The organism is Mesorhizobium intechi (assembly GCF_002879535.1).
Lineage (GTDB): Bacteria > Pseudomonadota > Alphaproteobacteria > Rhizobiales > Rhizobiaceae > Mesorhizobium > Mesorhizobium intechi.
Map to the genome: position 1 here is coordinate 24,232 of NZ_PNOT02000085.1, position 26,594 is coordinate 50,825.

Annotated in this window: 25 protein-coding genes; 5 read left to right on the forward strand and 20 right to left on the reverse strand. The window is 63.7% G+C overall.

Annotation, left to right across the window (positions count from 1 at the left end):
* Positions 1–120: 120 nt before the first annotated feature.
* The 8 genes from C1D09_RS08135 to C1D09_RS08170 form a co-directional block, all read right to left on the reverse strand.
* Positions 121–498, reverse strand: coding sequence for a nitrile hydratase accessory protein (locus C1D09_RS08135; protein ID WP_143973791.1), 378 nt, complete (start codon positions 496–498; stop codon positions 121–123).
* Positions 467–1,126: a nitrile hydratase subunit beta gene (gene nthB / locus C1D09_RS08140; protein ID WP_143973792.1), complete on the reverse strand. Its 660-nt coding sequence runs from the start codon at positions 1,124–1,126 to the stop codon at positions 467–469. Before nthB ends, C1D09_RS08135 begins: the two co-directional genes overlap by 32 nt.
* A complete protein-coding gene (gene nthA, locus C1D09_RS08145; protein ID WP_143973793.1) occupies positions 1,123–1,746 on the reverse strand; it encodes a nitrile hydratase subunit alpha in 624 nt (207 codons plus the stop codon). Before nthA ends, nthB begins: the two co-directional genes overlap by 4 nt.
* A 74-nt stretch (positions 1,747–1,820) precedes the next feature.
* Positions 1,821–4,982, reverse strand: coding sequence for an efflux RND transporter permease subunit (locus C1D09_RS08150; protein ID WP_143973794.1), 3,162 nt, complete (start codon positions 4,980–4,982; stop codon positions 1,821–1,823).
* The gene (locus C1D09_RS08155; RefSeq protein WP_143973795.1) at positions 4,979–6,244 is read right to left on the reverse strand and encodes an efflux RND transporter periplasmic adaptor subunit; all 1,266 of its coding nucleotides are present in this window, start codon (positions 6,242–6,244) and stop codon (positions 4,979–4,981) included. Before C1D09_RS08155 ends, C1D09_RS08150 begins: the two co-directional genes overlap by 4 nt.
* A gap of 215 nt (positions 6,245–6,459) precedes the next feature.
* Positions 6,460–7,056, reverse strand: coding sequence for a LysE family translocator (locus tag C1D09_RS08160; RefSeq protein ID WP_143973796.1), 597 nt, complete (start codon positions 7,054–7,056; stop codon positions 6,460–6,462).
* Between the two features lie 120 nt (positions 7,057–7,176).
* Entirely contained in the window at positions 7,177–7,752 is a 576-nt protein-coding gene (gene ilvN, locus C1D09_RS08165; protein ID WP_143973797.1) for an acetolactate synthase small subunit, read from the reverse strand.
* Positions 7,753–7,829: 77 nt separating this feature from the next.
* Positions 7,830–9,611: an acetolactate synthase 3 large subunit gene (locus C1D09_RS08170; protein WP_143973798.1), complete on the reverse strand. Its 1,782-nt coding sequence runs from the start codon at positions 9,609–9,611 to the stop codon at positions 7,830–7,832.
* Between the two features lie 501 nt (positions 9,612–10,112).
* On the opposite strand from C1D09_RS08170, the gene C1D09_RS08175 reads away from it, so the two are divergent.
* Positions 10,113–11,915, forward strand: coding sequence for an NAD(P)/FAD-dependent oxidoreductase (locus C1D09_RS08175; RefSeq protein WP_143973799.1), 1,803 nt, complete (start codon positions 10,113–10,115; stop codon positions 11,913–11,915).
* 269 nt (positions 11,916–12,184) lie between these two features.
* Here C1D09_RS08175 and tmpB read toward each other — a convergent pair whose 3' ends face one another.
* Positions 12,185–12,769, reverse strand: coding sequence for a (R)-1-hydroxy-2-trimethylaminoethylphosphonate oxygenase (tmpB, locus tag C1D09_RS08180; RefSeq protein ID WP_143973800.1), 585 nt, complete (start codon positions 12,767–12,769; stop codon positions 12,185–12,187).
* Positions 12,766–13,917, reverse strand: a complete 1,152-nt coding sequence (gene tmpA / locus C1D09_RS08185) for a 2-trimethylaminoethylphosphonate dioxygenase (protein WP_143973801.1) — start codon at positions 13,915–13,917, stop codon at positions 12,766–12,768. Before tmpA ends, tmpB begins: the two co-directional genes overlap by 4 nt.
* Before the next feature lie 118 nt (positions 13,918–14,035).
* On the opposite strand from tmpA, the gene C1D09_RS08190 reads away from it, so the two are divergent.
* Entirely contained in the window at positions 14,036–14,923 is an 888-nt protein-coding gene (locus C1D09_RS08190) for a LysR family transcriptional regulator (protein ID WP_143973802.1), read from the forward strand.
* Between the two features lie 76 nt (positions 14,924–14,999).
* On the opposite strand, the gene C1D09_RS08195 is transcribed toward C1D09_RS08190, so the two are convergent.
* Together C1D09_RS08195 and C1D09_RS08200 are read right to left on the reverse strand one after the other, a co-directional pair.
* On the reverse strand, positions 15,000–15,308 hold the full coding sequence (locus tag C1D09_RS08195) for a hypothetical protein (protein ID WP_143973803.1): 309 nt from the start codon (positions 15,306–15,308) through the stop codon (positions 15,000–15,002).
* 4 nt (positions 15,309–15,312) lie between these two features.
* Entirely contained in the window at positions 15,313–15,876 is a 564-nt protein-coding gene (locus C1D09_RS08200) for an XRE family transcriptional regulator (protein ID WP_143973804.1), read from the reverse strand.
* Positions 15,877–16,030: 154 nt separating this feature from the next.
* On the opposite strand from C1D09_RS08200, the gene C1D09_RS08205 reads away from it, so the two are divergent.
* Positions 16,031–17,863: an ATP-binding protein gene (locus tag C1D09_RS08205; protein WP_143973805.1), complete on the forward strand. Its 1,833-nt coding sequence runs from the start codon at positions 16,031–16,033 to the stop codon at positions 17,861–17,863.
* A 224-nt stretch (positions 17,864–18,087) separates the two neighbouring features.
* Here C1D09_RS08205 and C1D09_RS08210 read toward each other — a convergent pair whose 3' ends face one another.
* Positions 18,088–18,879, reverse strand: a complete 792-nt coding sequence (locus C1D09_RS08210; RefSeq protein WP_143973806.1) for a GGDEF domain-containing protein — start codon at positions 18,877–18,879, stop codon at positions 18,088–18,090.
* A 105-nt stretch (positions 18,880–18,984) separates the two neighbouring features.
* Complete coding sequence (miaA, locus tag C1D09_RS08215; protein WP_143973807.1) at positions 18,985–19,950, reverse strand: tRNA (adenosine(37)-N6)-dimethylallyltransferase MiaA; 966 nt, start codon at positions 19,948–19,950, stop codon at positions 18,985–18,987.
* Between miaA and serB the strand changes: the two genes are divergently transcribed.
* Together serB and C1D09_RS08225 are read left to right on the forward strand one after the other, a co-directional pair.
* Positions 19,940–20,827, forward strand: a complete 888-nt coding sequence (serB, locus tag C1D09_RS08220) for a phosphoserine phosphatase SerB (RefSeq protein WP_143973808.1) — start codon at positions 19,940–19,942, stop codon at positions 20,825–20,827. The genes miaA and serB overlap by 11 nt on opposite strands.
* Positions 20,824–21,396, forward strand: a complete 573-nt coding sequence (locus C1D09_RS08225) for a GNAT family N-acetyltransferase (RefSeq protein ID WP_143973809.1) — start codon at positions 20,824–20,826, stop codon at positions 21,394–21,396. Before serB ends, C1D09_RS08225 begins: the two co-directional genes overlap by 4 nt.
* 31 nt (positions 21,397–21,427) lie before the next feature.
* Here C1D09_RS08225 and C1D09_RS08230 read toward each other — a convergent pair whose 3' ends face one another.
* From C1D09_RS08230 to C1D09_RS08255, 6 genes are all read right to left on the reverse strand, one after another.
* Positions 21,428–22,942 (reverse strand): DegQ family serine endoprotease, encoded by a 1,515-nt coding sequence (locus C1D09_RS08230; RefSeq protein ID WP_143973810.1) that lies wholly within the window; start codon positions 22,940–22,942, stop codon positions 21,428–21,430.
* Between the two features lie 149 nt (positions 22,943–23,091).
* Positions 23,092–23,280, reverse strand: coding sequence for a DUF2065 domain-containing protein (locus tag C1D09_RS08235; protein WP_143973811.1), 189 nt, complete (start codon positions 23,278–23,280; stop codon positions 23,092–23,094).
* Positions 23,281–23,283: 3 nt separating this feature from the next.
* Complete coding sequence (gene hflC, locus C1D09_RS08240) at positions 23,284–24,249, reverse strand: protease modulator HflC (RefSeq protein ID WP_143973812.1); 966 nt, start codon at positions 24,247–24,249, stop codon at positions 23,284–23,286.
* Positions 24,249–25,364 (reverse strand): FtsH protease activity modulator HflK, encoded by a 1,116-nt coding sequence (gene hflK, locus C1D09_RS08245; RefSeq protein WP_143973813.1) that lies wholly within the window; start codon positions 25,362–25,364, stop codon positions 24,249–24,251. Before hflK ends, hflC begins: the two co-directional genes overlap by 1 nt.
* Positions 25,365–25,532: 168 nt before the next feature.
* The gene (locus C1D09_RS08250; protein WP_143973814.1) at positions 25,533–26,051 is read right to left on the reverse strand and encodes a dihydrofolate reductase; all 519 of its coding nucleotides are present in this window, start codon (positions 26,049–26,051) and stop codon (positions 25,533–25,535) included.
* On the reverse strand, positions 26,051–26,594 hold a 544-nt coding region (locus C1D09_RS08255), incomplete at its 5' end, for a DUF4424 family protein (RefSeq protein WP_143973815.1). The genes C1D09_RS08250 and C1D09_RS08255, both read right to left, overlap by 1 nt.

Here is a 26,594-nt window from a genome sequence, read left to right on the forward strand (position 1 = left end):
ATTCGCAAGGGAAAGACAAGATAGGCGCCACAAGCGATACAGACCGCGGCTACCCCCCAACGCCAAGATTATCAGGCGCAAACCGGAACGTAAAGGGAACAACCATCGTTCCGCCCGCCATCACCTCGCGGCATGCGGATCGTTCTCCAGCAAGATCGGCTTGCCGTGCGGCGTGGCGTGCGCGGCGCGCTCCCAGGCCCGCGCCATCGCATCGACATCGGGCTTGGCGGCCAGCCCCTTCGAGGCAAGCAGGCTTTCCAGCGCCGCCAGCCAATGCTCGTAATAGTCATGGCCGTCGGCTGCCGCACCTGGCTTCTTCACCTCCGCCGACAGGGCAGCCGCCCACTCGCCCCACGAGAACAGGCCCCTGTCGTGCAAAGCCACCGTCATGGCGAACGCCTCGGCCTGCCAGGGCTCGGCGAAAACCGGCGCATCGACGCCCGCGGGCAGATCGGCGGCGGTCCCGTTAGGCCGGCTCAAGGTAACTCTCCCAGGCATCGATCGAGACGACAAGCGCGGGATCGGCGCCCTCGCCCCAGATCTCCGCGCCGTCGAAAACCACGGTATAGACCCATTGCGGACTTTCGCCTTGCCCATGCGCGTTGCTGTCGGGAAAGACGAAGCCGTCATGCACCGCCTCGATCCTGCCTTGCCTGCCACGCGCATAGCGCGGCAACCTTGTGTGGCCGGTCGGGTTGAGATTCTTGGTCCGCACGGCGTCGCCGGGCTTGAACCGCGCCGGCACCGCCATCGGCCGGTTGCAGGGACTGCCCTTGGCCAGCACGGCAGGCACATTCTCCGCCTTCAGTATTCGTTTCGGCGGCGCCGCCTTGTCGATCGCCTCACCCGCCTCGAGATCGCGCTCGCTGACGAAACCATGGCGCTTGAGCAGCGTCTCCAGCGCCTTGATCCAGATCTGGTAGTAGCTGGAGGAATAATAATCGGCCGGATGCAGCGATTCCCGCGCGTGCCGGCTCTCGTCGATGGTCCAGGCGCCCATGGCGCCGGCGCACAGCGTGACGCCGAGCGCCCGCCTTTCCCAGGCGGCGTGGAAATAGGGCTCGTCCGTTTCGGGCGCGACCGGCCCGAAGCCCATCTGCCCGCCGAGATCCTGCGGCCCGTTCATGCCGGCCTCCTCGTTTGTTGCGGTTCCCGGGCGAGTGCCGTGCCGATCATCGCGTCGCGGCTCACCAGCTCGGCCAACCGCTCCTCGCTCCAGCCTTCGGTGCCGGCGGGCCGCATCGAAACGACGAGATAACGCAGTTCCGCCGTCGAATCCCAGACGCGTATCTTGGTGCTGGCCGGCAGCGTCAGCCCGAACTCCTCGAGCACGCCGCGCGGATCGATCACCGCGCGCGAGCGGTAGGGCGGTGCCTTGTACCACACGGGGGGCAGGCCGAGCACCGACCATGGATAGCAGGAGCACAGCGTGCAGACGACGAGATTATGTGTCTCCTCGGTGTTGAACACCGCCTGCATGTGCTCGCCCTGGCGGCCGGTATAGCTCAGCGATTCGATCGCCGCCGTCGCATCGCGCTTGAGCCAGTCCGCATAGTCAGGATCGCTCCAGGCCTTTGCCACCACCTTGGCGCCGTTGCGTGGGCCGATCTTGGTTTCATATGTATCGACGATGACGTCGATCGCCGCCGGTTCGATCAGCCCTTTGCGGGTCAGGATGGTCTCCAGCGCCCGCACGCGGGCGGCAAACGGATCGAGTTCGTTGTCGTGGTCGTGGTCATGGGACATGACCACGAATTAAGGTTCCGACGCGCCGGCCGCAAGCATAACGGCTTGGGCCAGCGGAAATCAGCGTCCGCCGGCTATTCGGCGGCCGTCTTCTGCGGCTCGGCCGGGATGTCGTCGTTGATCCCGAACAGCGAGGGCTGTTCGGGATTCTCGACCGCGGGCAACTCGGCCTTGCGCTTCGGCATGAGCCCGGCGAGCCAGCCCGAGAAATTCTCCATGTAGACGTAGATCACCGGTGTCACGAACAAGGTCAGCGCCTGCGAGGCCAGCAGGCCGCCGACAACGGCAACGCCGAGCGGCTGGCGCAGTTCTGCGCTGGCGCCGGTGCCGAGCGCGATCGGGAACGTGCCCATCAGCGCCGCCAGCGTCGTCATCATGATCGGCCTGAACCGCATCAGGCAGGCCTTGTGGATGGAGTCCTTGGCCGACATGCCGTCTCGTCGCAATTCAAGCGCGACGTCGACCATCATGATGCCGTTCTTCTTGACGATGCCGATCAGCATCAGGATGCCGATCACCGCGATGACCGACAGATCCATGCCGGCGAAGCGCAAGGCAACGACCGCGCCCAGCACCGCCGACGGCAAGCCCGTGAGGATGGTAAGCGGGTGGATGAAGCTCTCGTACAGAATGCCGAGCACGATATAGATGGTAAGGATCGCGCCGCCGATGAGCAGCCCCTGATTGGCAAGCGAATCCTGGAAGGTCTTGGCGGTGCCGGCGAAGGAAGTCGAGATAGCCGTCGGCATGCCGATCTGCTCCTTCAGAGCGCTGATGCGAGCCGTGCTGTCGCCAAGCGCCACGCCTTGCGGCAGATTGTAGGAGATGGTCACGGCCGGAAGCTGGCCGAGCTGGTTCACCGTCAGGGCGCCGGCCGTGCGATCGACCCGGGCGAAGGCGCCAAGCGGGATCAGGTTGCCGCTCGACGTCCTCATCTGGATGGCCAGCATCCGCTCGGGCGACCATTCGATCTTGGGATCGAGCTCGGTGATGACTTCGTAGCTGTCGGCCGAGCCGAAGATGGTCGAGACCTGGTCGGTGCCGAACCCGCCATAGAGGGCGGAACGCAACGTGTCGGTGTCGATACCGAGCTGGGCGGCCTTGTCTCGATCGACGACCAGCGAGGCCTGCAGCGCGTTGTTCTGCAGGTCACTGGTGACGTCGGTGAATGTCGCATGGTCGGCTGCCATCGCGTCATTCAGTTTCTGCGCCCAGATATCGGTCTGGACGGTATCGAGGCCTTGGACCACGAGCTGGTAGGCACTGGCCGACGAACGCGAGCCCAGCCGCAGATTCTGCACCGGCTGCATGTAGGTCTCGATGCCCGCCACGCCTGCCAGCTGCTTGCGCAGATCCGCCTGCACCTTGTCGATGTCGGGTCGCTGGCTCTTGTCCTTCAACTGCACATAGAGCTGGCCCTGGTTCAACGCATTGTTGCCGTTGCCTGCCGACCAGGCCACATGCGCAACATAGGGCGAATGCGAAAAGACGCTTGCCACCTGCCCCTGCAGCTTTGCCATGGCGTCAAAGGAAATGTCCTGGCGCGCGATGGTAGTCACCGAGATCTGGCCGATATCCTCTTGCGGGAAGAAGCCCTTGGGCGAGATCTCGATCAGCCACACCGACGCTGCCGCGGTGCCGATGAAGACCAGGAACACCAGGAAAGTGTGGCGCAGGCAGAAGCTCAATACCCGATCGTAGCCTCGCGTGACGACGTCGTGCTTGTGGCCAGAGCCATGCCTGGCGCGATCGGCCTGGGTCACCGACAGCAGCCGCGAGCACAGCATCGGCGTCAGCGTCAGCGACACGAACATCGAAGCCAGGATGGCGACGGTCACCACCACGGCGAACTCGTTGAAGATGCGCCCGATGACACCGCCCATCAGAAGCACGGGGATGAATACGGCCACCAGGGAGATCGAGATCGAGATGATGGTGAAGCCGATTTCGCGCGCCCCCTTCAGCGAGGCGTCGAAGGCCGACAACCCATCCTCTTCCATGTGGCGGAAAATGTTTTCCAGCATGACGATGGCGTCGTCGACGACAAGGCCCACCGCCAGCGTCAGGCCCATCAGCGATATGTTGTCGATGGAAAAGCCGAACAGGAACATCGCGGCGAGCGTGGCAATCAGCGAGATCGGCACCGCGACGGCCGGAATGATAGTAGCCGTCACCCGGCGCAGGAACACGAAGATCACCATCACCACCAGCGCAATGGTCAACAGCAGCGTGAACTGCACGTCGTCGACCGCCTGGCGGATCGAGGTAGAACGGTCGTTGAGCAACTTGATCTGCGCGGCGGCCGGCATCTGGTCCTGGAAGGACGGCAGCATCGCCTTGACCTTGTCGACGACGTCGACGGTGTTGGCGTCGGGCTGGCGCTGCACGGCCATGATGATCGCGCGCGTGCCGTCATACCAGCTCGCCGTCGTCGTGGTCTGCACCGAATCGACGACGCGGGTCACCTCGCCCAACCGTACCGGATGGCCGTTCTTGGTGGCGATGATGAGGTTGGAGAAGCCGGCGGCGTCGGTCAACTGGGTGTTGGCGGTGATGGTCAGCTGCTGCTTGTTGTTCTTCAGCACGCCGAGCGGCGTGTTGCTGTTGGCCGATGCAACCGCCGCCTGCAATTGATCGATCGAGATGCCGCGCGCGGCAAGCGCTGTCGGATCGATCTGGATGCGCACGGCATACTTCTGCTGGCCGAAGATTGAGACCTGGGCGACGCCGTCGATGGTCGACAGCGACGGCGAGATGACGTTCTCGGCAAAGGCATCGAGGTCGGTGAGCGGCACCGTGTCACTGACCAGCGACATCAAGAGGATCGGCGCATCGGCCGGATTGACCTTGCGATAGCTGGGCGGCGACGTCATCTGCGGCGGCAGCGATTTCTGCGTTCTCGCGATCGCGGCCTGCACGTCCGCCGCCGCGGCGTCGATATCCCGGTTGAGCACGAACTGGATGGCGATCGAAGTCTGGCCGAGCGAATTCGTGGTCGAGATAGAATCGATTCCGGCGATGGTGGCGAACTGCTTGATCAGCGGCGTCGCCACCGATGTGGCCATGGTTTCCGGCGACGCGCCGGGCAGTGAAGCCGAGACGTTGACCACGGGGAATTCGGCGCTGGGCAATGCCGCCACCGGCAGGAACTTGTAGGCGAACAGTCCAGCCAGCACCAGGGCGAACGACATCAGGAGGGTGGCGACGGGCCTGCGAATGCAGAATTCGGAAATCATCGGGCCGCCTCGCCGGCGTTGGTTGCTTCGGCCACCTTGGGCGCGGCGGCCGCGGCGCCTTCGTGCACGGCGGCGCCATCCTTCAGCCTGGTCTGGCCTTCCGTGACCACTTTCTCGCCGGCTTTGAGGCCTTGGCTGATGGCGCTGTTGTCGCCTTCGGTCAACGCCACCTGCACCGGCCGCATCTCGACCGTGTTGTCCGGCTTGACCACATAGACGAAGGGGCCCTTCTGGCTGGGCTGGACCGCCACGGTGGGAACGGAGGTCATCTGCGGCATGATGCCGGCGTCGAGGACGACATTCACATACTGGCCCGGCCACAGCGAAAGATCCGCGTTCGGTATGCTTGCCCGCGTGGCGATCGTGCCCGAGGCGGTATCGACGCTGGAATCGACGAAATCGAGCGTGCCCTTGCCGATCGGCGTCGGGGCGCCGTCCTTGGTCAGAATCACCGCCCCTTGCTGCGGATCGGCAAGCGCCTTGTGCAGCAGCGCAAGGTTGCTTTCCGGCAGGTTGAAGTTGACCTGCAACGGATCCATCTGGGTGATGGTCACAAGCGGTGTCGAGGTGCTGTTGTTGCCATTGCTGGTGGTCACCAGATCACCGACGGCAACGTTGACCGCACCCAGCCTGCCGGCGATCGGCGCCGTGATGGTGGCAAAGCCAAGCTGGACATTGTCCGCGTCGATCGTCGCCTTGTCGGCGTCGACAGTCGCGGCCGCCGCCTTCTGTGCGGCCACGGCCTGATCGTAGGTCTGCTGCGTGCCAGCCTGCTTGGCGACAAGGTCCTTGGCCCGCTGAAAATCGGAATTCGAACTGGCAAGCAGCGCCTGGTCCTTGGCGAGCGTGGCCTGGTCCTTGGCGAGCTGTGCCTTGAGCGCTCGGTCGTCGAGCGAGAACAGGGTGTCGCCCGCCTTCACCATCTGCCCGTCCTTGACGTCGATCGACACGATCTGGCTGGACACCCGCGCGTTGATGCTGACCACGGCGGGGGAAGAGACGAAGCCGATGGCGTAGCGCCGGATGGGGAAGTCGGCCGTGGTTGCCGTCGCCGAAACGATCGAGGCCGAACGGGCGCCACCGCCACCGGCCCCCTGCTTGCCCCCGGCTGCCTGCTTGTCGGTTCCCGCCTTGCCCGACGCCACGACCTGCTTTGCGCCGATGATCTGCTCAACCTTGCCCAGCGTGTCCGGAGACAGATAGAGCCACGCCGCGCCCGCACAGGCGACGACAAGCAATGAAACTATGACTTTTCCACGCATCGACAAAAGGCCTCTCCGTCCGACACGCCGTAGTCAGGTGGTCGTATTCTAGCGCAATCCACGGCTCGTTGCCGCGATTTCGCCGAATAGATAGGACACGCATTTGTTGGAAAAGGGCCAAAACACGGCATTACGAAGATTTAATGTGCACTGCACAATCAGTAGGCAGCGCTGCTATCGACGCGAGCCGAAGCCCGTCGAACCTTCGGAGAACCCTATTTCAGCATTGGCCAAAGCGTGGCCGCCAAGAGCACGCCCATGGCGATGTTGAACCATTTCAGCCGCACCGGATCCGACAGAAAGCCCCGCAGTGCCGTGCCGAATCCCGCCCAAACCGAAACGCTCGGCAGGTTGACGATGGTGAAGGCGATCGAGATCAACACCACTGACAGGAACGGGTGCTCGGCATTGGCATAGACAGCCATGGCGGTGATCGCCATCACCCAGGCTTTCGGATTGACCCACTGGAACGCCGCCGCGTCGATGAAGCGCATCGGCCGCGCCTTCGTCTCACCCTTGCCGGTCAGCGAGCGCGACATCGCGATCTTCCAGGCGAGATAGAGCAGATAGGCGCCCCCGGCGATCTTCAATCCAGTGTGCAGCACCGGAAACGCCGTCAACACAGCGCCAAGGCCAAGGCCGACGGCAAGCAGCAGCACCAGGAAGCCCATGCTGATGCCAAGCATGTGCGGAACGGTTCTGGTAATGCCGAAATTCACGCCGGATGCCAGCAGCATCAGGTTGTTCGGCCCCGGCGTGATCGAGGTCACGAAAGCGTAGACGAGCAGTGCGAGGAATGCGTCGAGCGACATGTTATCCCCCCAAGATACGTCAGCATTATTGTCTCTTTTTTGCTGGCCACACAAAGGCCAGCGCCCGGTCACCTATCGAACCAGGCGTTGTGAGCAACGGATTCCTGCGCGCTGGCGTTGCTACATGCCCTGCGAGCCGCGGTTCATCGCCGCCACGCCGGTGCGGCAGATCTCGACCAGGCCGAGCGGTTTCATGATGGCGATGAACTGGTCGAGCTTGGAGCCCTTGCCGGTGATCTCGAAGATGAAATGCTCGGTGTTGGCGTCGATGACGCTGGCGCGGAAGGCGTCGGCCAGGCGCAGCGCCTCGACCCGGGCCTCGCCGGTGCCGGCAACCTTGACCAGCGCCAGTTCCCGCTCCAGCGGCCGCTCCTGCCCAAATTCGTGGGAGCGCACGGTGAGATCGACCACGCGGTGGACCGGCACGATGCGCTCGAGCTGATGCTTGATCTGCTCCAGCACATGCGGCGTGCCGCGCGTCACGATGGTGATGCGCGACAGATGCTTTTCGTGCTCCGTCTCGGAAACGGTCAGGCTCTCGATGTTGTAGCCGCGTCCGGAGAACAGGCCGATGACCCGGGCGAGTACCCCCGGCTCGTTGTCGACCAGCACGGAGAGCGTGTGGTTCTCCGGCCGCTCCGTTTCCTTGGCGATGAAGTAGGCGGAACCGGTCGGTTGAAGGTGCTGTGCGTTCATGACTTGGATCTCAAATTCTTGGTCTGATTGGTTGTTTGCGCACGGCTTCTCTCGACAAGCCCTGCCTTGGCCGGCGATTACACCAGCTCCCTGCCCTTGGCGTCGATGGCATTGGCCACGGCCTCGTCGGTGGCCTCGTCCGGCAACAGCATCTCGTTGTGCGCCTTGCCCGACGGGATCATCGGGAAGCAGTTGGCGAGGTTCGCCACGCGGCAGTCGAACAGCACCGGCTTGCGCACAGAGATCATCTCCATGATGGCGTCGTCCAGTTCGTCCGGCTTCTCGCAGCGTATGCCATGGCCGCCATAGGCCTCCGCCAGCTTGACGAAGTCGGGCATCGCCTCGGTGTAGGAATGCGACAGCCGGTTGCCGTGCAACAGCTGCTGCCATTGCCGCACCATGCCCATATACTGGTTGTTGAGGATGAAGATCTTGATCGGCGCCTTGTACTGCACCGCAGCGCTCATCTCCTGCATCGTCATCTGCACCGAGGCGTCGCCGGCGATGTCGATGACCAGCGCATCGGGATGGGCGATCTGCACGCCGAGCGCCGCCGGCAGGCCATAGCCCATCGTGCCCAGCCCGCCCGATGTCATCCAACGGTTCGGTTTTTCGAAATGATAATGCTGCGCCGCCCACATCTGGTGCTGGCCGACCTCGGTGGTGATGTAGGTGTCCTTGTCCTTGGTCAGTTCGTAGAGCCGCTGGATGGCGTATTGCGGCATGATCACATCATTGTTCATCTTGAAGGCGAGTGAATCGCGCGCGCGCCATTTGGCGATCTGCTCCCACCAGGGGTAGAGCGCCTTCTTGTCGGCCTTGGCGGTGGCCCGCCACAGCCGCACCATATCCTCCAGAACCCGGCCGACATCGCCGATGATCGGCACCTCGGTGTGCACGTTCTTGTTGATCGACGATGGGTCGATGTCGATGTGGATCTTCTTCGAGTGCGGCGAGAACGCGTTGAGGCGGCCGGTGATGCGGTCGTCGAAGCGCGCGCCGATGCAGATCATCACGTCGCAGTCATGCATGGCCATGTTGGCCTCGTAGGTGCCATGCATGCCGAGCATGCCGACCCAGTTCTTGCCCGACGCCGGATAGGCGCCGAGTCCCATCAGCGTCGAGGTGATCGGGAAACCGGTGAGGTCGACCAGTTCGCGCAGCAGATGGCTCGCTTCCGGACCGGAATTGATCACACCGCCACCCGAATAAATGATCGGCTTCCTGGCGATGGCCATCAGTTCGACCGCGGCCTTGATCTTCTCCAGATCGCCCTGAACCTTGGGCTGGTAACTGGTGCGCGGCGCGATCTGCGGCGGAACATAAAACCCCTTCGCGAACTGCACGTCCTTGGGGATGTCGACCACAACCGGACCAGGACGGCCCGTGGTCGCGACGTGGAAAGCCTCATGGATGGTCGCGGCGAGCTCGTTGACGTCCTTCACCAGCCAGTTGTGCTTGGTGCAAGGGCGCGTAATGCCGACCGTATCGCATTCCTGAAAAGCGTCGGAGCCGATCAAGGAGGTCGGCACCTGGCCCGTCAGGCAGACCAGTGGGATCGAATCCATCAGCGCATCCTGCAGCGGCGTAACAGCATTGGTCGCGCCGGGGCCCGATGTCACCAGCATGACGCCGGCCTTGCCCGTCGAGCGCGCATAGCCCTCGGCCGCGTGGCCGGCACCTTGCTCGTGCCGCACGAGAATGTGCTCGACCTCGTCCTGCTGGAAGATCTCGTCATAGATCGGGAGTACCGCGCCGCCGGGATAACCGAAGACATGCCTGACGCCATTGTCCTTCAGCGCCTGCACCACCATTTCGGCGCCCGTCATCTCGCGCCGCTCACTCTGTCCGTTGCTCATCGGTCTGGTCCCGTACTGTCGCCGCTTTGGGCGTTGCCACTTGGGTGTTATCGGTCGTTTAGTCGTGTTTCAGGCAATAAAAAAGGCCCCCGAGGGAGCCTGTGTGTTGCGCATGGGAGGTTTTCGCCCGGCGGTTACACCGCCTTGCCCACGCGCCTTCCTACGAGAATGAGTGCCTTTTTCATGGTCGCGGACACTACGGGCCGGCAAGGCGCCCTGTCAACGGCAAAATCGCGCCGGTGATGAAGGGGCCTCCCAATTCGGCAAATGGCCCGTCACGATTTCGCGATGGACGCTGCACAGTGCCGACACCGCACCGATCGCCCTTGCAGGGGCGCTCCCAAACCGGATCGGAAACCGCGCTCTCCGGATAAGTCCTTGAAGCCACGCGAAACTATGGTGGGGCGTGACGAAGGCCGTCCTCTCTGCCGATACTTGACCGTCCGGCTTGCAAGTCGGGAGGAGCCACCATGACGGCCTGGATTTCACGGAGGAAAACTTATGCTCGACAAGGCCCCAAGCAAGAAATTGTCCGACCTGCTCGACCAATTCGGCGGCGCCCTGGCCGCCAATGACATCGACAGCGCCGTCGGATGCTTCCAGGAGGATTGCTACTGGCGCGACCTCGTCACCTTCACCTGGAACATCAAGACCATGGAAGGCAAGGACCAGGTCCGCGACATGCTGAAGAGCCAGCTGTCGAAGACGAAGCCGTCACATTGGGCACTCGCCAAGGGAGAGGACGCGACCGAGAGCGGCGGGCTGATCGAGGGCTGGATCAGTTTCGAGACCGAAGTCGCGCGCGGCTTTGGCCATATCAGGCTTAAGGAAGGCAAGATCTGGACGCTGCTGACCACCATGGTCGAGTTGAAAGGCCACGAGGAACCGGCCGGCTTCGCGCGGCCGATGGGCGCCAAGCATGGCTCGGGCAAGAACCGTCCGACATGGAAGGAAGAGCGTGAGAAGGAGGCCGCCGAGCTCGGCTTCAAGACGCAGCCCTACACGCTCATTATCGGCGGCGGCCAGGGCGGCATCGCGCTCGGCGCAAGGCTGCGCCAGCTCGGCGTGCCGGCCATCATCGTCGAGAAGAACGAGCGGGCCGGCGACAGCTGGCGCAAGCGCTACAAGTCGCTCTGCCTGCACGATCCGGTCTGGTACGACCATCTGCCCTATATCGATTTCCCGAAGAACTGGCCGGTCTTCTCTCCCAAGGACAAGATCGGCGACTGGCTCGAGATGTATACCAAGGTGATGGAACTCAACTACTGGTCGTCGACCGAGGCCAGGAGCGCCTCCTATGACGACGAGAAGAAGGAGTGGACCGTCGTCGTCCGCCGCGACGGCAAGGACATCACCCTGAAGCCCAAGCAATTGGTGCTGGCGACCGGACAATCCGGCAAGGCCAATCTGCCGAAATTCAAGGGCATGGAAACCTTCAAGGGGGATCAGCACCACTCCTCAAAGCACCCCGGCCCCGATGACTATGCCGGGAAAAGAGCCGTTGTCATCGGCTCCAACAATTCCGCCCATGATATCGCGGCGGCCCTTTGGGAAGCCGGCGCCGACGTCACCATGGTGCAACGCTCGAGCACCCATATCTCCAGATCCGACACGTTGATGGAGGTCGGACTGGGTTCGCTCTATTCGGAGCAGGCGCTGCAGAATGGCATCACCACGGCCAAGGCCGATCTTATCTTTGCCTCGCTGCCCTACAAGATCCTGCACGAGTTCCAGATCCCGGCCTATGCCGAGATGAAGAAACGCGACGCGGCGTTCTACAAAGGTCTGGAGAAGGCCGGTTTCATGCTCGACTGGGGCGACGACGAGTCTGGCCTGTTCATGAAGTATCTCAGGCGCGGCTCTGGCTATTATATCGACGTCGGCGCCTCGCAGTTGATCATCGATGGTTCGATCAAGCTGAAGAGCGGCGTCGACGTCGAAGAGATCAGGCAGCATTCGGTTGTGCTCAGTGACGGATCCGAACTACCCGCGGACCTCATCGTCTACGCCACTGGCTACGGCTCGATGAACGGCTGGGCCGCCGATCTGATCTCGCGCGAAACCGCCGACAAGGTCGGCAAATGCTGGGGCCTTGGCTCCAACACCACCAAGGATCCCGGCCCCTGGGAAGGCGAATTGCGCAACATGTGGAAGCCGACGCAGCAGGAAGCGCTATGGTTCCACGGCGGCAATCTGCACCAGTCGCGCCACTATTCGCAGTTCCTGTCGCTGCAATTGAAGGCCCGGCATGCCGGCCTGCCGACGCCGGTCTACGGGCTGCAGACGGTGCACCACAAGGGGTAACCAGACCGGGTGGCCGGGCAGCAGGGAGGTGCGGCAAATGCCGCGCCTCCAGCAGGCATCGCTAAGCGCGCGTAATGCCCGTGGCTTCGCGCGGCTCAGGCCGGCCAGCCGCATCAGGCAGACCAAGCTTACCAACGGCGGCACCCAGCCGCACCGGGGAACGCCTTCAACATGCCCGCGCTCCTGGCAGTTTTCAGGCCTATGTGGCGTCACCGCCCCTGCCCGTCGAAGCAGTAACACATGGGCTGTCCCTCGGTGATGAACCGCCCTCAGACGCGGTTGCTGAAATCGTGCACGACACGCTGCAGCAACGGCACATAGTCGCGAAACGCCCGCGTCTTCATGTTAGCGACCTTGCCGCCCTCGTCCCAGATACGGACCCGCACCGCTTCCTCATGGAACGGGTTCTCGCGGAACGCGGCCACCTCGTCGGCGCTCATCGGTCCGCCCTGGAGCGACAGCGTGTGGACCGAAGCCGGCGACAGCCTGGAAAAATAGGTCGGGTCGGTGGCGCAGAGATAGCGCTTGGCCGCGACATGCAGCCTCACACATTCAACGATGACCGGCGGAAAGAACGGCGCCAGCACCGCGCCGCCGGCCTCGTCATGATGCTTGTCCTCGACATCCTCTGGCGAATAGGTGCCGAACTCGCTGGTGTAGTGGCCAATATCGTGCAGCAGCGCCGCCGCCACCAGCGCTTCGGGCGCACCATCCTGCTCCGCCAGCCAGGCTCCCTGCAGCATGTGCTCGGACATCGTCACCGGCTCGCCGAGATAGGATTCCGCGCCCCGCCGTTCGAAAATGTCGGCGATGAATTCGACGATGTTGTCGGCATTCAGGTCCTGGCCGCTCATTCCGCGGCCTCCTTGAAGCGATGTTCGATCGCGGCGAGCGTCGACAACAGGCCGTCCTTGTCGGCGTAGCAACCCTGCAGCCAGCGCTTGCCCGAGCCCGAAAAAGCCTTGCGAGCATGCATGACGCGTGTGTTGTCAACGATGAAGGCCTGGCCAGGCTGAAGCTTGAACGTCACTTCGAAGGCGGGATCCTCGATCAGTTGGGCGAACCGGCGATAGGCGGCATAGTAGGCGTCCATATCGGCGAACGGCACGTCGACGACAGGCGCCAGCGAACGGTTGTTGAAGCGGATGCAGATGAGCTCGCCATCCGGTCCGAGTTCGATCATCGGCCGCTTCGCCTGCAGCCGCACGCCGGACGAGCCGGCATACTCGAAACGCGCCGGACAGGAACTCAACAGCCGGAAGCCTCCAGGGTTTTCGGCCTGCAGCGCGGCCGCGACGGCAAAACCGTCGATCACGCTGGACTCGCCGCCCTCCACCGTATTCTCGACACAGGCCAGGATCTGCAGCGTCGGGACCGGATCGCGATAGGGATTGTCGGTGTGCGCCTGGAGGCCGAGATTGGTGTAGGCGAGATTGTTCGGATCGACCTCGGCGCGCACTTCGAACCAGCGGCCGTAATTGGTCTCCCTGATATAGCCGAACAGGTCGGAGACCTTGCACAACGCCCCGGATTCCGCGGGCAGTCCGTCCATCACCGCAAAGCCGTAGGTTCTCACCGCCGATAGCCATTCGCGCAGGACGGTGCGGCTATGAAAGGCAGCCTTGTAGCTGGCGCGCGGCATCGAATTCTGCATCGTCGCCTTGGTCCAGCGCTGGATGATATCGCCCGTCCAGCCGGGTTCGCGAAGCTCGTCTCGATCGTAGGCGTTGGCGCTCAACCATTGGGCGGGAAAGCTGACCGTTTTTCCTTCCGGCACGAAGCTGATTTCCAGCGCGCCGCCCTTGATCGCGGCAGCCCCGATCCTCGTCTCGGCCGGAATGTCGAGGATGGTGATCAGCCGCTGGCCATTGCCGGCGCTACGCGTCTTGTCGTCGAGCGCATTGTCGCGCAGCCACATGGCGTGAAAACGGGTGCGCCTCCCACCCTGCCAGCCAAGTTCGATCGTTCTGCCTTCGTCGCCAATCAGCGCGTGGGTGAGCATGGATCCGTTCCTGTCCTCTACGCCCCGCGGCCCGGCCCACGGGGTTTCGATTGCATGTTGGCCACAAGAAAGGCATAACTCAAATTATCATTTTTTGGCCGAAGACCGCAAATTCATAATGCCTCGAAAGCCCGTTCCCGCTCTGCCTCCCCTCGACTGGCTGCGCAGTTTCGAGGCCGCGGCGCGGCTGTCGAATTTCACGGCGGCCGCGGCCGAACTCGGCCTGACCCAGGCGGCCGTCAGCCAGCATATCCGGCTGCTCGAGGACCGGTTGAAGACGCGCCTGTTCTCGCGGCTGGCACGCGGCGTCGCGCTGTCGCCGGAGGGCGCCGCCTATCTGCCGCACATCCAGTCGGCTTTCGCCACCATTTCCAGCAGCACGACGGAACTGTTCGAGCCGCGCGCGGTCCAGACCGTCTCGATCCGGGTGCCGATCTCTTTCGCCTTGCTGATACTGGTTCCGGCGCTGCCCGATCTGGCCGAGGCGCTGCCGCGGGTCCAGCTCGATCTGGTGACGATCCATCGGCCGACGGACTACGACTTGCCGGGCTCCGCGCTCGACATCCGATTCGGCAACGGCGCCTTCCCCGGGCGCGAGGCCGACAGGCTGACTGCCGAGCGGCTTGTGCCGGTGGCAAGTCCGACCCTCGCCGGTACCGCCGATTGGACATCCCTGCCGCTGCTTCTGGTCGCTGGCGCGCGCGAAATGTGGGCGGAATGGTTCGCGGCCGCTGGACTGGCCGGCCACCCCCAGCGATCACATCGCTTCGACAGTTTCGTCGCGGCGATGGAGGCGGCAAACGCCGGCGCCGGCGTGCTTCTTGGGTCGCGGCCGCTTGTCAACGCAGCGCTCAGGAACAGCAGCCTGGTGCCGCTGTCCGATTTCGAACTCTCCAGCAGCTCAGGCCATTTTCTGACCAGCGCATCGACCGCGCGCCTGACCAGTGCCGAACAGGAATTCCGCCTGTGGCTGCTGGGCCACTTGTCCAGAACGGCCCCGGCATGACCGGCGCCGTCTGGCGCGGGTGGCGCCGATACGCTTCCGGCAAATCAGCAGGCCCGCCAGCCCCGCCATGCCGGCGTCAATCGAGATGGCGCACGCGCCGCCGCTTGCGCGCGGCCTTGATGGCGCTGAGGCGCTCGGTGTCTTCGTCGCGGAGATGCCGTCCCCGCTCGAGGATCTCGAGCGTGTATTCCTCATAGGTCAGGCCCAGCCGCTCGGCCTTGTCCATGCGCATCAGCATGACTTCGCGGCTCGGCGCCTTCCATGCCTTGGCGTGCGCGGCCTGCCAGGCCAGGAAGATGTAGGGATCACCCTTGCCCCAAGGTGGCCCTTTGTATTCATCAAGAGGCGGCCCCCCATTATGGGAGCGCTTTGGCCGTCTCGCCATGATCTCAGCCCCTGGCCAGCGCGACGAGATAGTCAGCGCCCGCCTCCAGGGCATGGAAGGTGCAATCCGACGGCGCGCCGAGTGCCAGGCAGTCGCCGGGTTCGAGCCTGTGCACCACATCGCCCTCGGTGAATTCGAGCAGTCCGGAAATCAGCCAGATCTGCTGCTTGATAAAGGCGTAGGAGGCCGCAGGCAGGCTGACCCTTGCGCCCGCCGGCAGATGCACCTTGATCAGTTCGAGCGGCATCTCGCCGGCCGGTGACAAATGCCGCCTGACATAGCCTGTACCGGGGTCGCGCCACACCGGCTGATCGGCCTCGCGCAGCAGTCCGCCGCCTTGCAGTTCCGCGCGCGCGATGAGGGTCGACAGCGTCATGCCGAAAGCCGCCGCGATGCGCACAAGAAGGGTCGCCGTCGGGCTGGTCATGCCGCGCTCGATCGTGCTCAGCATCGCCTTGGAGACACCGGACCGCTCGGCAAGCTCGGCCAGCGACCAGTCGCGCATAAGCCTCTCGGCGCGGATCCGCCGGCCGATGGTCGAAGAAATATCGTTCGCTATATCACCCATTTGTCCATTATAGCGAACGACGGGGATCGGAGAAGAGGCGTTTCGCGACAATCTTCGCCAAGCACTTAATCCTCTCTACACCATCCGACCTCATCTGACCTTAACCCCGTTCCGCTAGGGTCCGGTCTCCGGGGAAATGGGGATTGGCCTGTCCATGTTTGTCGACCGCGAAGCTTCCGTTGGAGAGCCGACATCGCAGGAGCGCCGCGACGCAGAGCAGAACGACCGGCGCATCCTGGGCAACGTCGTGCAATGCGACGGCGCGCGCGCCACGATCGCCGCCTACGCCGACGATGTAGAAGGCGCGGTGACCGGCCTTTGGACGGTCGGCAAGATGATCTCGATCAATCTGGGAACGACGCGAACCGTTGGCCTGGTCTATGGCATCGGCAAGTCGGACCGCGCCTGGAGCAATGAAGGCCAGAACGCCATCGAGGTCAGCATCGAGCTGATCGGCGAAGTGCGCGATGCTGCCGAGCCCGGCGCCAAGCCGATCTTCGACCGCGGCATCACCATCTATCCGCATATCGGCGCGATCGCGCACCGCATCCGCAGCCGCGACCTGCAGGCCGTCTACGATCTGGCCGGTCGCCATTCCATCACCATCGGCTCGCTGTCGCAGGACGAGGCGATCGCCGCCAACATCGCCATCGACGACACGCTGGCGCGCCATTTCGCCATTGTCGGCACCACCGGCGTCGGCAAGTCCACCGCCGTCTCGCTGCTGTTGCGCAAATCGATCGCGGCGCGGCCGGATCTGCGCATCCTGATCCTCGACCCGCACAATGAATTCGCGGCGTCGCTGCCCGAATATTGCGTCAAGGTCGATTCCAAGACGCTCGACCTGCCGTTCTGGATGTTCAAGCTCGAGGAATTCGCCGAGGTGCTGTTTCGCGGCCGTGAAACGGTGCCGGAAGAGATCGACGCCCTGCGCGACCTCATTCCGCTGGCCAAGAGCCTCTACCGCAACCCGAATTCAGGCGCCTATCTCAGGCGCGGCAGCGATGCGTTGACCGCCGATACGCCGGTGCCTTACCGCATCGCCGATCTCATCAAGCAGATCGACGAGCGCATGGGCATGCTCGAAAGCAAGAACGAGCGCCCGACGCTCAAATCGCTGAAGACGCGCATCGAATCGGCGTCCGCCGATCCGCGCTATCGCTTCATGTTCAGTTCGCGCCTGATCGAGGACACCATTCACGAAACGATCGGCAACATCTTCCGCGTGCCGCATCATGGCCGGCCGGTGACCTGCTTCGAGATGGCAGGCATGCCCTCTGAAGTGGTCAACTCCGTCTGTTCGGTGCTGGCGCGCCTGGCCTTCGACCTCGCTCTGTGGAGCGAGGGCAAGCTGCAGCTGCTGTTGCTGTGCGAGGAAGCGCATCGCTACATGCCGGCCGATCCGCGCCTGGGCTTCGCGCCGACCCGGCACGCGCTGTCGCGCATCGCCAAGGAGGGCCGCAAATATGGCTGCTATCTCGGCGTCGTGACGCAGCGTCCGGGCGAGCTTGACCCGACCATCCTGTCGCAATGTTCGACCTTCTTCGCCATGCGGCTTGCCAACGAGCAGGACCAGGCGATCATCCGCTCGGCCATCGCCGACTCTTCCGCTTCCACGCTTGCCTTCCTGTCGTCCATGGGCCAGCGAGAGGCCATTGCCTTCGGCGAAGGCGTGGCGACGACCATGCGGCTGAAATTCGAAAGACTGCCCAGCCACCTGCTTCCCGGCACGGCCAAGCGCGAAGAGATCGGCTCGCCGAGGGCCGGCGACGATGTCGATCTGGTGGCGATCGTCGAGCGGCTGCGCAACGTGCCGAAGCCGACGCAGCAGGCTATGGCCTTCGCCGAAGTGGTCGATTCCGGCCGACAGGCCGGCGACCCCGATTACCGCAAGCCGGCAACCGGCCGCGTGCAGTCGGACGACGATTTCGACATGCGATACGGCCTGAAGCCCGCCACCTTCGGCCTGCGCCCCCAGAACGACTGAGCCTCAAGCGTTACGCCCATTTGCCGGCAGTTCTGAGAAGCCTGACATCACGCGTCCGAGCCAGGCTTCGTTGGAAGCCTAGGCAAATCCCATCAGGGAATTCGTCAGGCCGGGTCGGCTGGTGCGGTCTTCGAGAACCGGACCGGAGCTGACTTTTGGTCCGTGAGCACCGGAAGCGCAGAAACGGCAGCAGACGGCCGGCCTCGCGAATTCAATGATGGGATTTAGGCGCAGACGCGGTTGCGGCCCTGCCTCTTCGCTTCATAGAGCTGGCGGTCGGCGCGGCGATAGAACTCCTCGGCCGTTTCCTTGCGATCCCAGACGGCAAGGCCGACGCTGGTGGTGATCTTGAGCCGGACGTTGCCCGAAAGGATCGACATGTTGGCTATCGCCTTGCGAATGCGCTCGGCGAATTTGCCCAGCAACTCCGCCTCCATGTTGGGCGTGACCACGGCAAACTCCTCGCCGCCCAGCCGTGCCACGACGTCGTGGAAGCGTGTCATGTCCTTGAGGCAGCTGGCGACCGCCCTGAGGACCTCGTCGCCGACATCGTGGCCATGGGTGTCGTTAACCTGCTTGAAATGGTCGAGATCGAGGATCATCAGCCCGACCGGCTTTTCGATGCGGCGGAACTCCTCAAGGTACTCCTTAAGCGCATCGTCGAAATAGCGTCGGTTCTGCATGCCGGTCAGGCTGTCTGTCAGCGCGGCGTGCTCGAGCGTTTCGGAGCGAGCGCTGAGCGAAACCGTCATAGCGCGCAGCTTGCCTTCTTCCGTCGCCTGTTTGCGGATCAGCGGATAGATGAAGAAGATGCCGAAAAACAGCGAGGTCGCAAGCAGCACGCCGGTCGCGAACAACAGCTTGTTGAGGTAGATGACCTTGTCCAGGCCCGACTGCGTATGAAGTTCCGTGGCGAAGGATTGCAGGAGCCCATAGGCGTGCAGCGTCACCAGGCCAGCGGCCAGGATCACGAAAATAAAGACGAAAAAAGCGGATTCCGCCTTATGGAAACGCATCTGCTCCCCAATGGAAAAGTGCCCATCGACCTTATGCCACGGACCGCCTTACGGAGCGTTAATCCCGGCAACTTCGGCGCGAACCCTTCCGTCATGGTCAACTTTTTAAGTTGCATTAGCAACAAGTGTTTGGATCGTGGTTTCGAGATTGTCACCGGGGCGCAATCTGCGCCATTCGGGCCCCAGCTGGTGGCGAAACCAGGTCGCCTGTCGCTTGGCGTATTGGCGGGTTGCAATCTTGGCGCGCTCGATCGCTTCGGGAAAGCTCAACTCTCCAGCCATCGCCGCCTGCAGGTCGCGAACACCGATCGCCTTCATCGCCGGCAGATCCGGATCAAGGCGAAGGGCAGCAAGCTGCCTGACTTCCTCCAGGGCGCCCCGCTCCAGCATCTGATCGAAGCGCCTTTCGATGCGATCGACCAGCGCGGCCCGATCCGGCTCGATGACCAGGAAATGTGCCGTTCGCCTGTCGACGAGCGGCCGGCCGCGCTCCGCCTGCCATTCCAGGATCGATCGGCCGGAGGCGTCGAGCACTTCGAGCGCCCGCACGATGCGCTGGCTGTCGGTAGGCTTGAGCTGCATGGCGGCTCTCGAATCCTCGCGCAGCAGCAGGCTGTGCAGCTTGACCGCGCCTTGCTCTTTCAGCTCGTAGCGCCAGCGGTCGCGGATGCGCGGCGCAATGTCAGGCATTTCCGAAATACCCTCGGCCAGCGCGCGAAAATAGAGGCCGGTGCCGCCGACGAAGACCGGTCGTCGCGACAGTTCGCCATCGTCAATGAGTTTCATTACGTCGCGCAGCCACGCGCCCGTCGAATAGGCGGTACCTGGATGGACGTGGCCGTAGAGAAAATGCGGCACACGTGCGAGGTCGGCCGCTTCCGGCCGGGCGGTCAGCACGTCGAGCACCGAATAGCCTTGCATGGAATCGGTGTTGACGATGACGCCGCCCGCGCGTTCGGCCAGGTCGAGCGCCAATGCCGACTTGCCGCTGGCGGTCGGCCCGGCTATCAGGATCGCGTTCTTCACGCGGCCTTCGCCCGCTTCCGTGCCGGAATTCTCGATGCCGCTCATTGCCACGCTTGTTTCCCGTCCCGCCGACCGCGCTCTATCACCGTCGCTTGCGAATATGGCCTCACGATCGGTGGGCGCAAGCGGTGTCGTCTGGCTGGCCGAAGGCATTGCCTGCGATCTTGTCCTGCCGCAAGAGGCTGACGCCGCAAGTACCACGGCTGCCCTGCGCTCCCAATTGGCCGCGGAACCGGTCGATGTGATCGTCCAGCAGACCGAAACGCGTCGCAAGAAAATCCTCATCGCCGACATGGATTCGACGATGATCGACCAGGAATGCATCGACGAGCTGGCCGACGAGATCGGCGTCAAGGAGCACGTCGCGTCGATCACCGCGCGATCGATGAACGGCGAGATCGCCTTCGAACCGGCCCTGCGCGAACGCGTCGCGCTGTTGAAGGGGCTCGATGCCGGCGTCGTCGACCGCATCGTCGCCAATCGGCTGACATTGGCCTCGGGCGGCCGCGCGCTGGTCCAGACCATGCGCGCCAACGGTGCCTGGGCCGCACTCGTCTCGGGCGGCTTCGAGGTCTTCACGACGCGCATCGCGGCCATGCTCGGCTTTCAGGAGAACCGCGCCAACCGCCTGCTCGAACAGGATGGACGTTTCACCGGCCTGGTCGGCGAGCCGATCCTCGGCAGAGCCGCCAAGGCAGACGCACTGCTCGAGATTTCGACGCGCCTTGGCCTGACACCCGCCGACGCTATCGCTGTCGGCGACGGCGCCAATGATCTCGACATGATCCGTCTCGCCGGCACCGGTGTGGCGCTTCACGCCAAGCCGACCGTGGCGTCGCAGGCGAAGGTCCGCATCGACCATGGCGACCTGACGGCCTTGCTCTATCTGCAGGGCTATCGCCAGGAGGAGTTTGTCCAGTGAAGCCAATGCGCACCGAGCGCCTGATCCTGCGCAACTGGGAAGACCGCGACCGCGAGCTCTTCCATCGCGTCAACTCCGACGAGCGCGTCATGGAATTCTTCCCGTTCCGCCGTGACCGTGCCGCGGCGGACGCCAAGATGGACGAATTCCGCGCCTGGGTCGACGAGGACGGCTATGGTTTCGCCGCGACCGAGATTGCCGCGACCGGCGAATGCATCGGCTTCGTCGGTCTCCTCGATACCGATCATGTGCCGTCCTTGCCGACAGGGACGATCGAGATCGGCTGGCGGCTGGCACCCGAATTCTGGGGCAAGGGCTATGTCACCGAGGCCGCCGAGGCATGGCTTACCTATGGTTTCGAGACACTGGGCCTCGGCGAGATCGTCTCCTTCGCCGTCGCGGAAAACCACCGCTCGACCGCCGTCATGAAACGCCTTGGCATGACAGCCGATCCCTCGGCCGACTTCGACCATCCCGGCATTCCCGACAGCCATCCCGCGCTCAAGCGGCATGTGCTCTATCGGCTTTCGCGAAGCGACTGGCAGGCAAGAAAAAAGGCGGCCGGTTAGCCGCCTTTTTTCAAATCGCCGGATTGAAATCTCAATCCATCCGGATCGTCACGAAGCGCAACTCGCCGGTCTTCGACGCCAGCATCAAGAGCGCGTTCTTGCGGCCCTGCTCCTTCAGCGCGCCGATCCGGTCCATGACGTCCTTGGGTGTGGCGACCGATTCCTGCGCGATCTCGGTGATCACTTCGCCGGGCTGGATGCCACGCTCGGCGGCGGCCGAGTCCTTGGCCACATCGGTGACGACGACGCCGGAGACATCGGCGGCGATGCTGAACTTCTTGCGCGTCTCGTCATTGAGCTCGCCGACGGTCATGCCGAGCACCGAGGCGGTTGAAACGGCCGGAGCCTTGTTGCCCTTGTCCTGGTCGGTGTTGCCGTTCTCGCCGCTCGCAAGCTTCTCGCCATCCTCGAGCCGGCCGAGCGTCACCTTCACCGTCTGCTCGACGCCCTTGCGCACGATCAGCACGTCGACAGCCTTGCCGACGGGGCTTTCCGCAACGACGCGCGGCAGGTCGCGCATTTCATGGATGTCCTTGCCGTCGAACTTGAGGATGACGTCACCGGCCTGGATGGTGCCGTTGTCGACCGGGCCGCCCTTGATGACGCCGGCGACCAGCGCGCCCTTGGCGGTCGCCATGCCGAGGCTTTCGGCGATGTCGTCCGTCACCGGCTGGATGCGCACGCCGAGCCAGCCGCGCCGCGTCTCGCCAAATTGGCGCAACTGGTCGACGACGCCCGCGGCAAGCTGCGAGGGAATGGAGAACCCAATGCCGATCGAGCCGCCGGACGGCGAAATGATCGCGGTGTTGATGCCGATGACTTCGCCGGCGCTGTTGAACAGCGGTCCGCCCGAATTGCCACGATTGATCGCCGCATCAGTCTGGATGAAATCGTCATAGGGGCCGGAATTGATGTCGCGGTTGCGCGCCGAGACGATGCCGACCGTCACCGTGCCGCCGAGGCCGAACGGATTGCCGACCGCCATCACCCAGTCGCCGACGCGCATCTTGGTGGAATCGCCGAACTTCACCGCCGTCAGCTTGTGGCCTTTCGGATCGACCTTCAGCACCGCGACGTCGGTCTTGGTGTCCGTGCCGACCAGCGTCGCCTTCAGCGTCACGCCATCCGAGAAATTGACCTCGATGTCGTCGGCGTCGGCGATCACGTGGTTGTTGGTGACGACGATGCCTTGCTCGGCGTCGATGACGAAACCGGATCCCAGCGACTGCACTTTCTGCGCGCTATTGTCCTTGTCGCCGCCACGGTTCTTGAAGAAATCGTCGAAGAAGTCCTGGAACGGCGAGCCCTCGGGAAGCTGCGGCATCGGCACCGCGCCTGGTCCCTCCGTGCCCTTCACCGTCTGCGAAGTCGAGATGTTGACCACCGCCCCGAGCACGCCCTGCGCCAGGTCAGCCACCGAAGCAGGCCCATCGGCCGCGAAGGTCGGCGTCACGAAGGACGGGGCGGCGACGGTGCCGACGAGAAGCGCTGCCGTGCCGGCGATCAATGTCCGCCGTGCCGCGCGCAAAAGGAGTGTGGATGTCATCGAGAAGCCTCCCGGTCTTTCTGAAAGAGAAAGCGCAACGGCGAAAACACCGCGTTGCGCTATGTTGGCAAAAAATACGGCACGTTTGCGGCTACGACTATCGGCAGAGGATTAATCCTCCGTTTTGCCGCGGACGAAAAACGGCCATCTCATCCGCCCCGCACCAGCCAGACGATGCCGACACCGATGGCGATCGCGACCAGCCCCGCGATCCGCAATGCGTTCTCCGGCATCGACAGCACCTCGCCGGCGAGCTTTCTCGCGACGCCGGGAAAGCCGCCATAGACCAGGCCCTCTATGACAAGGACCAGGCCTATCGCCGCGAAAAAGTCCTGCACCCGCTATTTCTGGCCGGTGCTGGGTTGTGTCGTTGGCGCGGCGGGCGCCGTTGCCGGTGCGGCGGGCGCCGCCGGTTTCGCCGGCGCTTCCTTGCCATCGGGATCGCGGAAGTAGCGGAAGAACTCCGAACTCGGCGACAGCACCATGGTCGTCCCGGTATTGTCCAGCGCCGTGCCGTAGGCATTCATCGACCGGTAGAAGTCGAAGAAGGCCGGGTCCCGCTTGTATGCGTCCGCGAAGGTCGCGCTGCGCTGGGCTTCGCCCTCGCCGCGCAATATCTCGGACTCCTTCTGCGCCTCGGCAACGATCTCGACCACTTCACGATCGGCGCGTGCCGTGATGCGCTGTGCCGCCTCGTTGCCGCGTGCCCTAAGCCGGGCGGCCTCGGCCAGACGTTCGGCCTTCATGCGGTCATAGGTCTGCTGTGAAACCTCGGCCGTGAGGTCGGTCCGGCGGATGCGGACATCCTCGATCTGCAGGCCAAGCGAGGTGGCGTCGGGCCGAAGTTGATCGCGCACCTCACGCATCATCACGGCACGCTGTTCCGAGAGTGCCGCCTCGAAGTCGCGCAAGCCGTAGACGCGGCGCAAGGCAGCATCGAGACGCGTCCTCAGCCGCGCCTCGGCCAGTTCGATCTGACCGGACACGGCGGCACGGAAGACGCGCGGATCAGAGATGCGATAGGCGATGAAGGCATCGACCTCATAGAACTTGCCGCCAGACACCTGGACGCGGATATTGTCGAGGTCGAAACGCAGCACCCTGTTTTCGATCAGCTGCACCGTATCGGCGTCGAAGAACGAGAACGGCGCCTTGAAATAGATGCCGGGCTCGCTCTTGACGTCGACGATCTCGCCGAACCTCAACACCAGCGCCTGCTGGCGGGCATTGACCACGAAGACCGAGGAATAGATCAGGAAAAGGACAACCGCCGCGATGACGACGAAAATGGGAAGACGGTTGGACATCACTGGGTACCTCCCGTGTTCACGGCAGGCGCGGCCGGGGCCGGCGGTTTCGGCTGCAATGCCGGCAGCGGCAGATAGGGCACGACACCTTGTCCGTTGCCCTGCTCAACGATGACCTTGCCTGAGTCCTTCAGAACCTTCTCCATGGTTTCGAGATAGAGGCGTTTGCGGGTTACATCCGGCGCCTTGGCATATTCGTCATAGACCGAGATGAAGCGCTGGGCCTCACCCTCCGCTTCCTGCACCACGCGGTTCTTGTAGGCGGCCGCGTCTTCGCGGATCTGTGCCGCCTCGCCGCGCGCCTGGCCGAGCTTCTGGTTGGAATACTGGTTGGCCTGCTCGACGAACTTGTCCTCGTCCTGCTCGGCACGCTGCACCTCGTCAAACGCATCGGCCACTTCGCGTGGCGGCGCTGCATCCTCGATCGATACGGCGTTGACGTTGAGACCGGCCTTGTAGCCGTCCAGCGTCGACTGGATGATTTCGCGCACCGACGCCGCTATGCCCTGGCGGTCATCGCGGAAGATGTCCTGTGCGGGCCGGCGGCCGACGGCTTCACGCATGGCGCTTTCGGCAACCTGCCGCAGCATGCCGTCCGGATCCGAGACGTCGAACAGATAGGCCCGGGGATCGGAGACCTGGTAGGCCACCGAAAACTGCACGTTGACGATGTTCTGGTCGCCCGACAGCATCAGACCGTTGCCGCTGGTGTTGCCGCCGCCAATGTCGACAAGCTGCTCGGAAATCTTGGCCGTCTCGACGGTTTCTAGCGGCCACCAATGGAAATGCAGGCCAGGTTGCGAGAGTTGGGGCTTCGGCTTGCCGAAACGCAGTTCGACGGCGACCTCGTCGGGCTGCACCGTATAGACAGCCTGGAATGCCCACAGAACGACCAGCACCGCGGCGATCAGCCCGAACACTGCCGGACTGGCGCCGCCGCCGCCGGGCAGAGCGCGCCGCAGCCGGTCCTGGCCGCGGCGGATAATGTCTTCGAGGTCCGGGGGCGACCCCTGCGGGCCGCTTGGCCCCTTTGGCCCCTGCCCCCAGGGCCCCTGATTGTTACCGCCGCCGCCCCACGGGCCGCCGCCTCCGCCACTCTTGTCGTTCCAGGGCATGAATGTCCTTTCGCTTGGAATTCCCTCAAGCGCCGGAGTTACGGCGCAAATCCAGTGTTGTTCTTCTATAGGGACGCCACCGCACGCTTTCAACGCGATGCGCCGCCGACATCATCCGTTTTGGGCCGGTAGCGACCCTTTGTCGTCCTTCAATGCACTTTTTGTCTGTCAAAGTATCGGGCGGCGGCGCTCATAGACCGAATAGCGTGTTGCGTGGCTGTCCTTTTCCCCGGCCGGAACCTCCTGCGAACTGACCACGCGCCATGTCTCGGCGTCGATCGGCGGGAAATGCGCGTCGCCATCGACGGCGGCCAGCACATGGGTGACGTGCAGCCGGTCGGCCAGCGGCAGCGCCTGGGCATAGATCTGACCGCCGCCGATCACGCAGACCTCGTCGATGCCGGTCATGCAGCGTGCGCGCACCCTTGCCAGCTGAATCGCGGCCTCCAGCGTATGCGCCACCTCGACACCCTCGGCGCGCCAGCTCTTGTCGCGGGTGACGACGATGTTGAGCCGGCCCGGCAGCGGACGGCCTATGCCTTCATAGGTTTTGCGGCCCATGATGATGGGCTTGCCCATCGTGTCGGCCTTGAAGCGCTTGAGATCGGTGGAGAGCCGCCACGGCAGTCCGCCATCCCGCCCGATCACGCCGTTCTCGGCAATGGCGACGTAGATTGCCACACGCATCAGTTCGCGTCCCCGCCATTGCTGTCCGACGGTTCGAGCAGCAGGATATCGATGTCGTGCTCCGGGTAAAAATCGTTCGCGGTCATCTCGAAAGTCGTCGGCCCGACCTTTTTGACATTGTCGCCGCAGAACGAGACCAGGGCTTTCGGATTGCCCTTGTCGACGGTCAGCTTGAACTTGCCGATGGTGCCCGCCGCCCAGTTGCCGCCGGTCGTCAGAATATAGGCGATGCGGCTTTCATAATATTTGGGATAGCCGTCCGGATTCGCCTTCGCCGCCTTGCGCACCGCGTTCTCGAACGTGTCGTCCATGCAGTAGCGGGTCTTGTATGCCGCATATTGCCCCTGGAACTGGCCGTCATAGAAGAAGCTGACCGACGACGTGCCGCCGACGCTCGGCTTGTAGCGGTGGGAAACGTGAACGTCCTTGTTGGCCGGAAAGGTCGAGCGCCACCAGTAGGTCGAGCGCAATTGCCAGAACGGCGCATAGCTGGATTTCATGCCGCTGCCGTCATCGGCGGTGTCCTCGATGATGATACCGCGG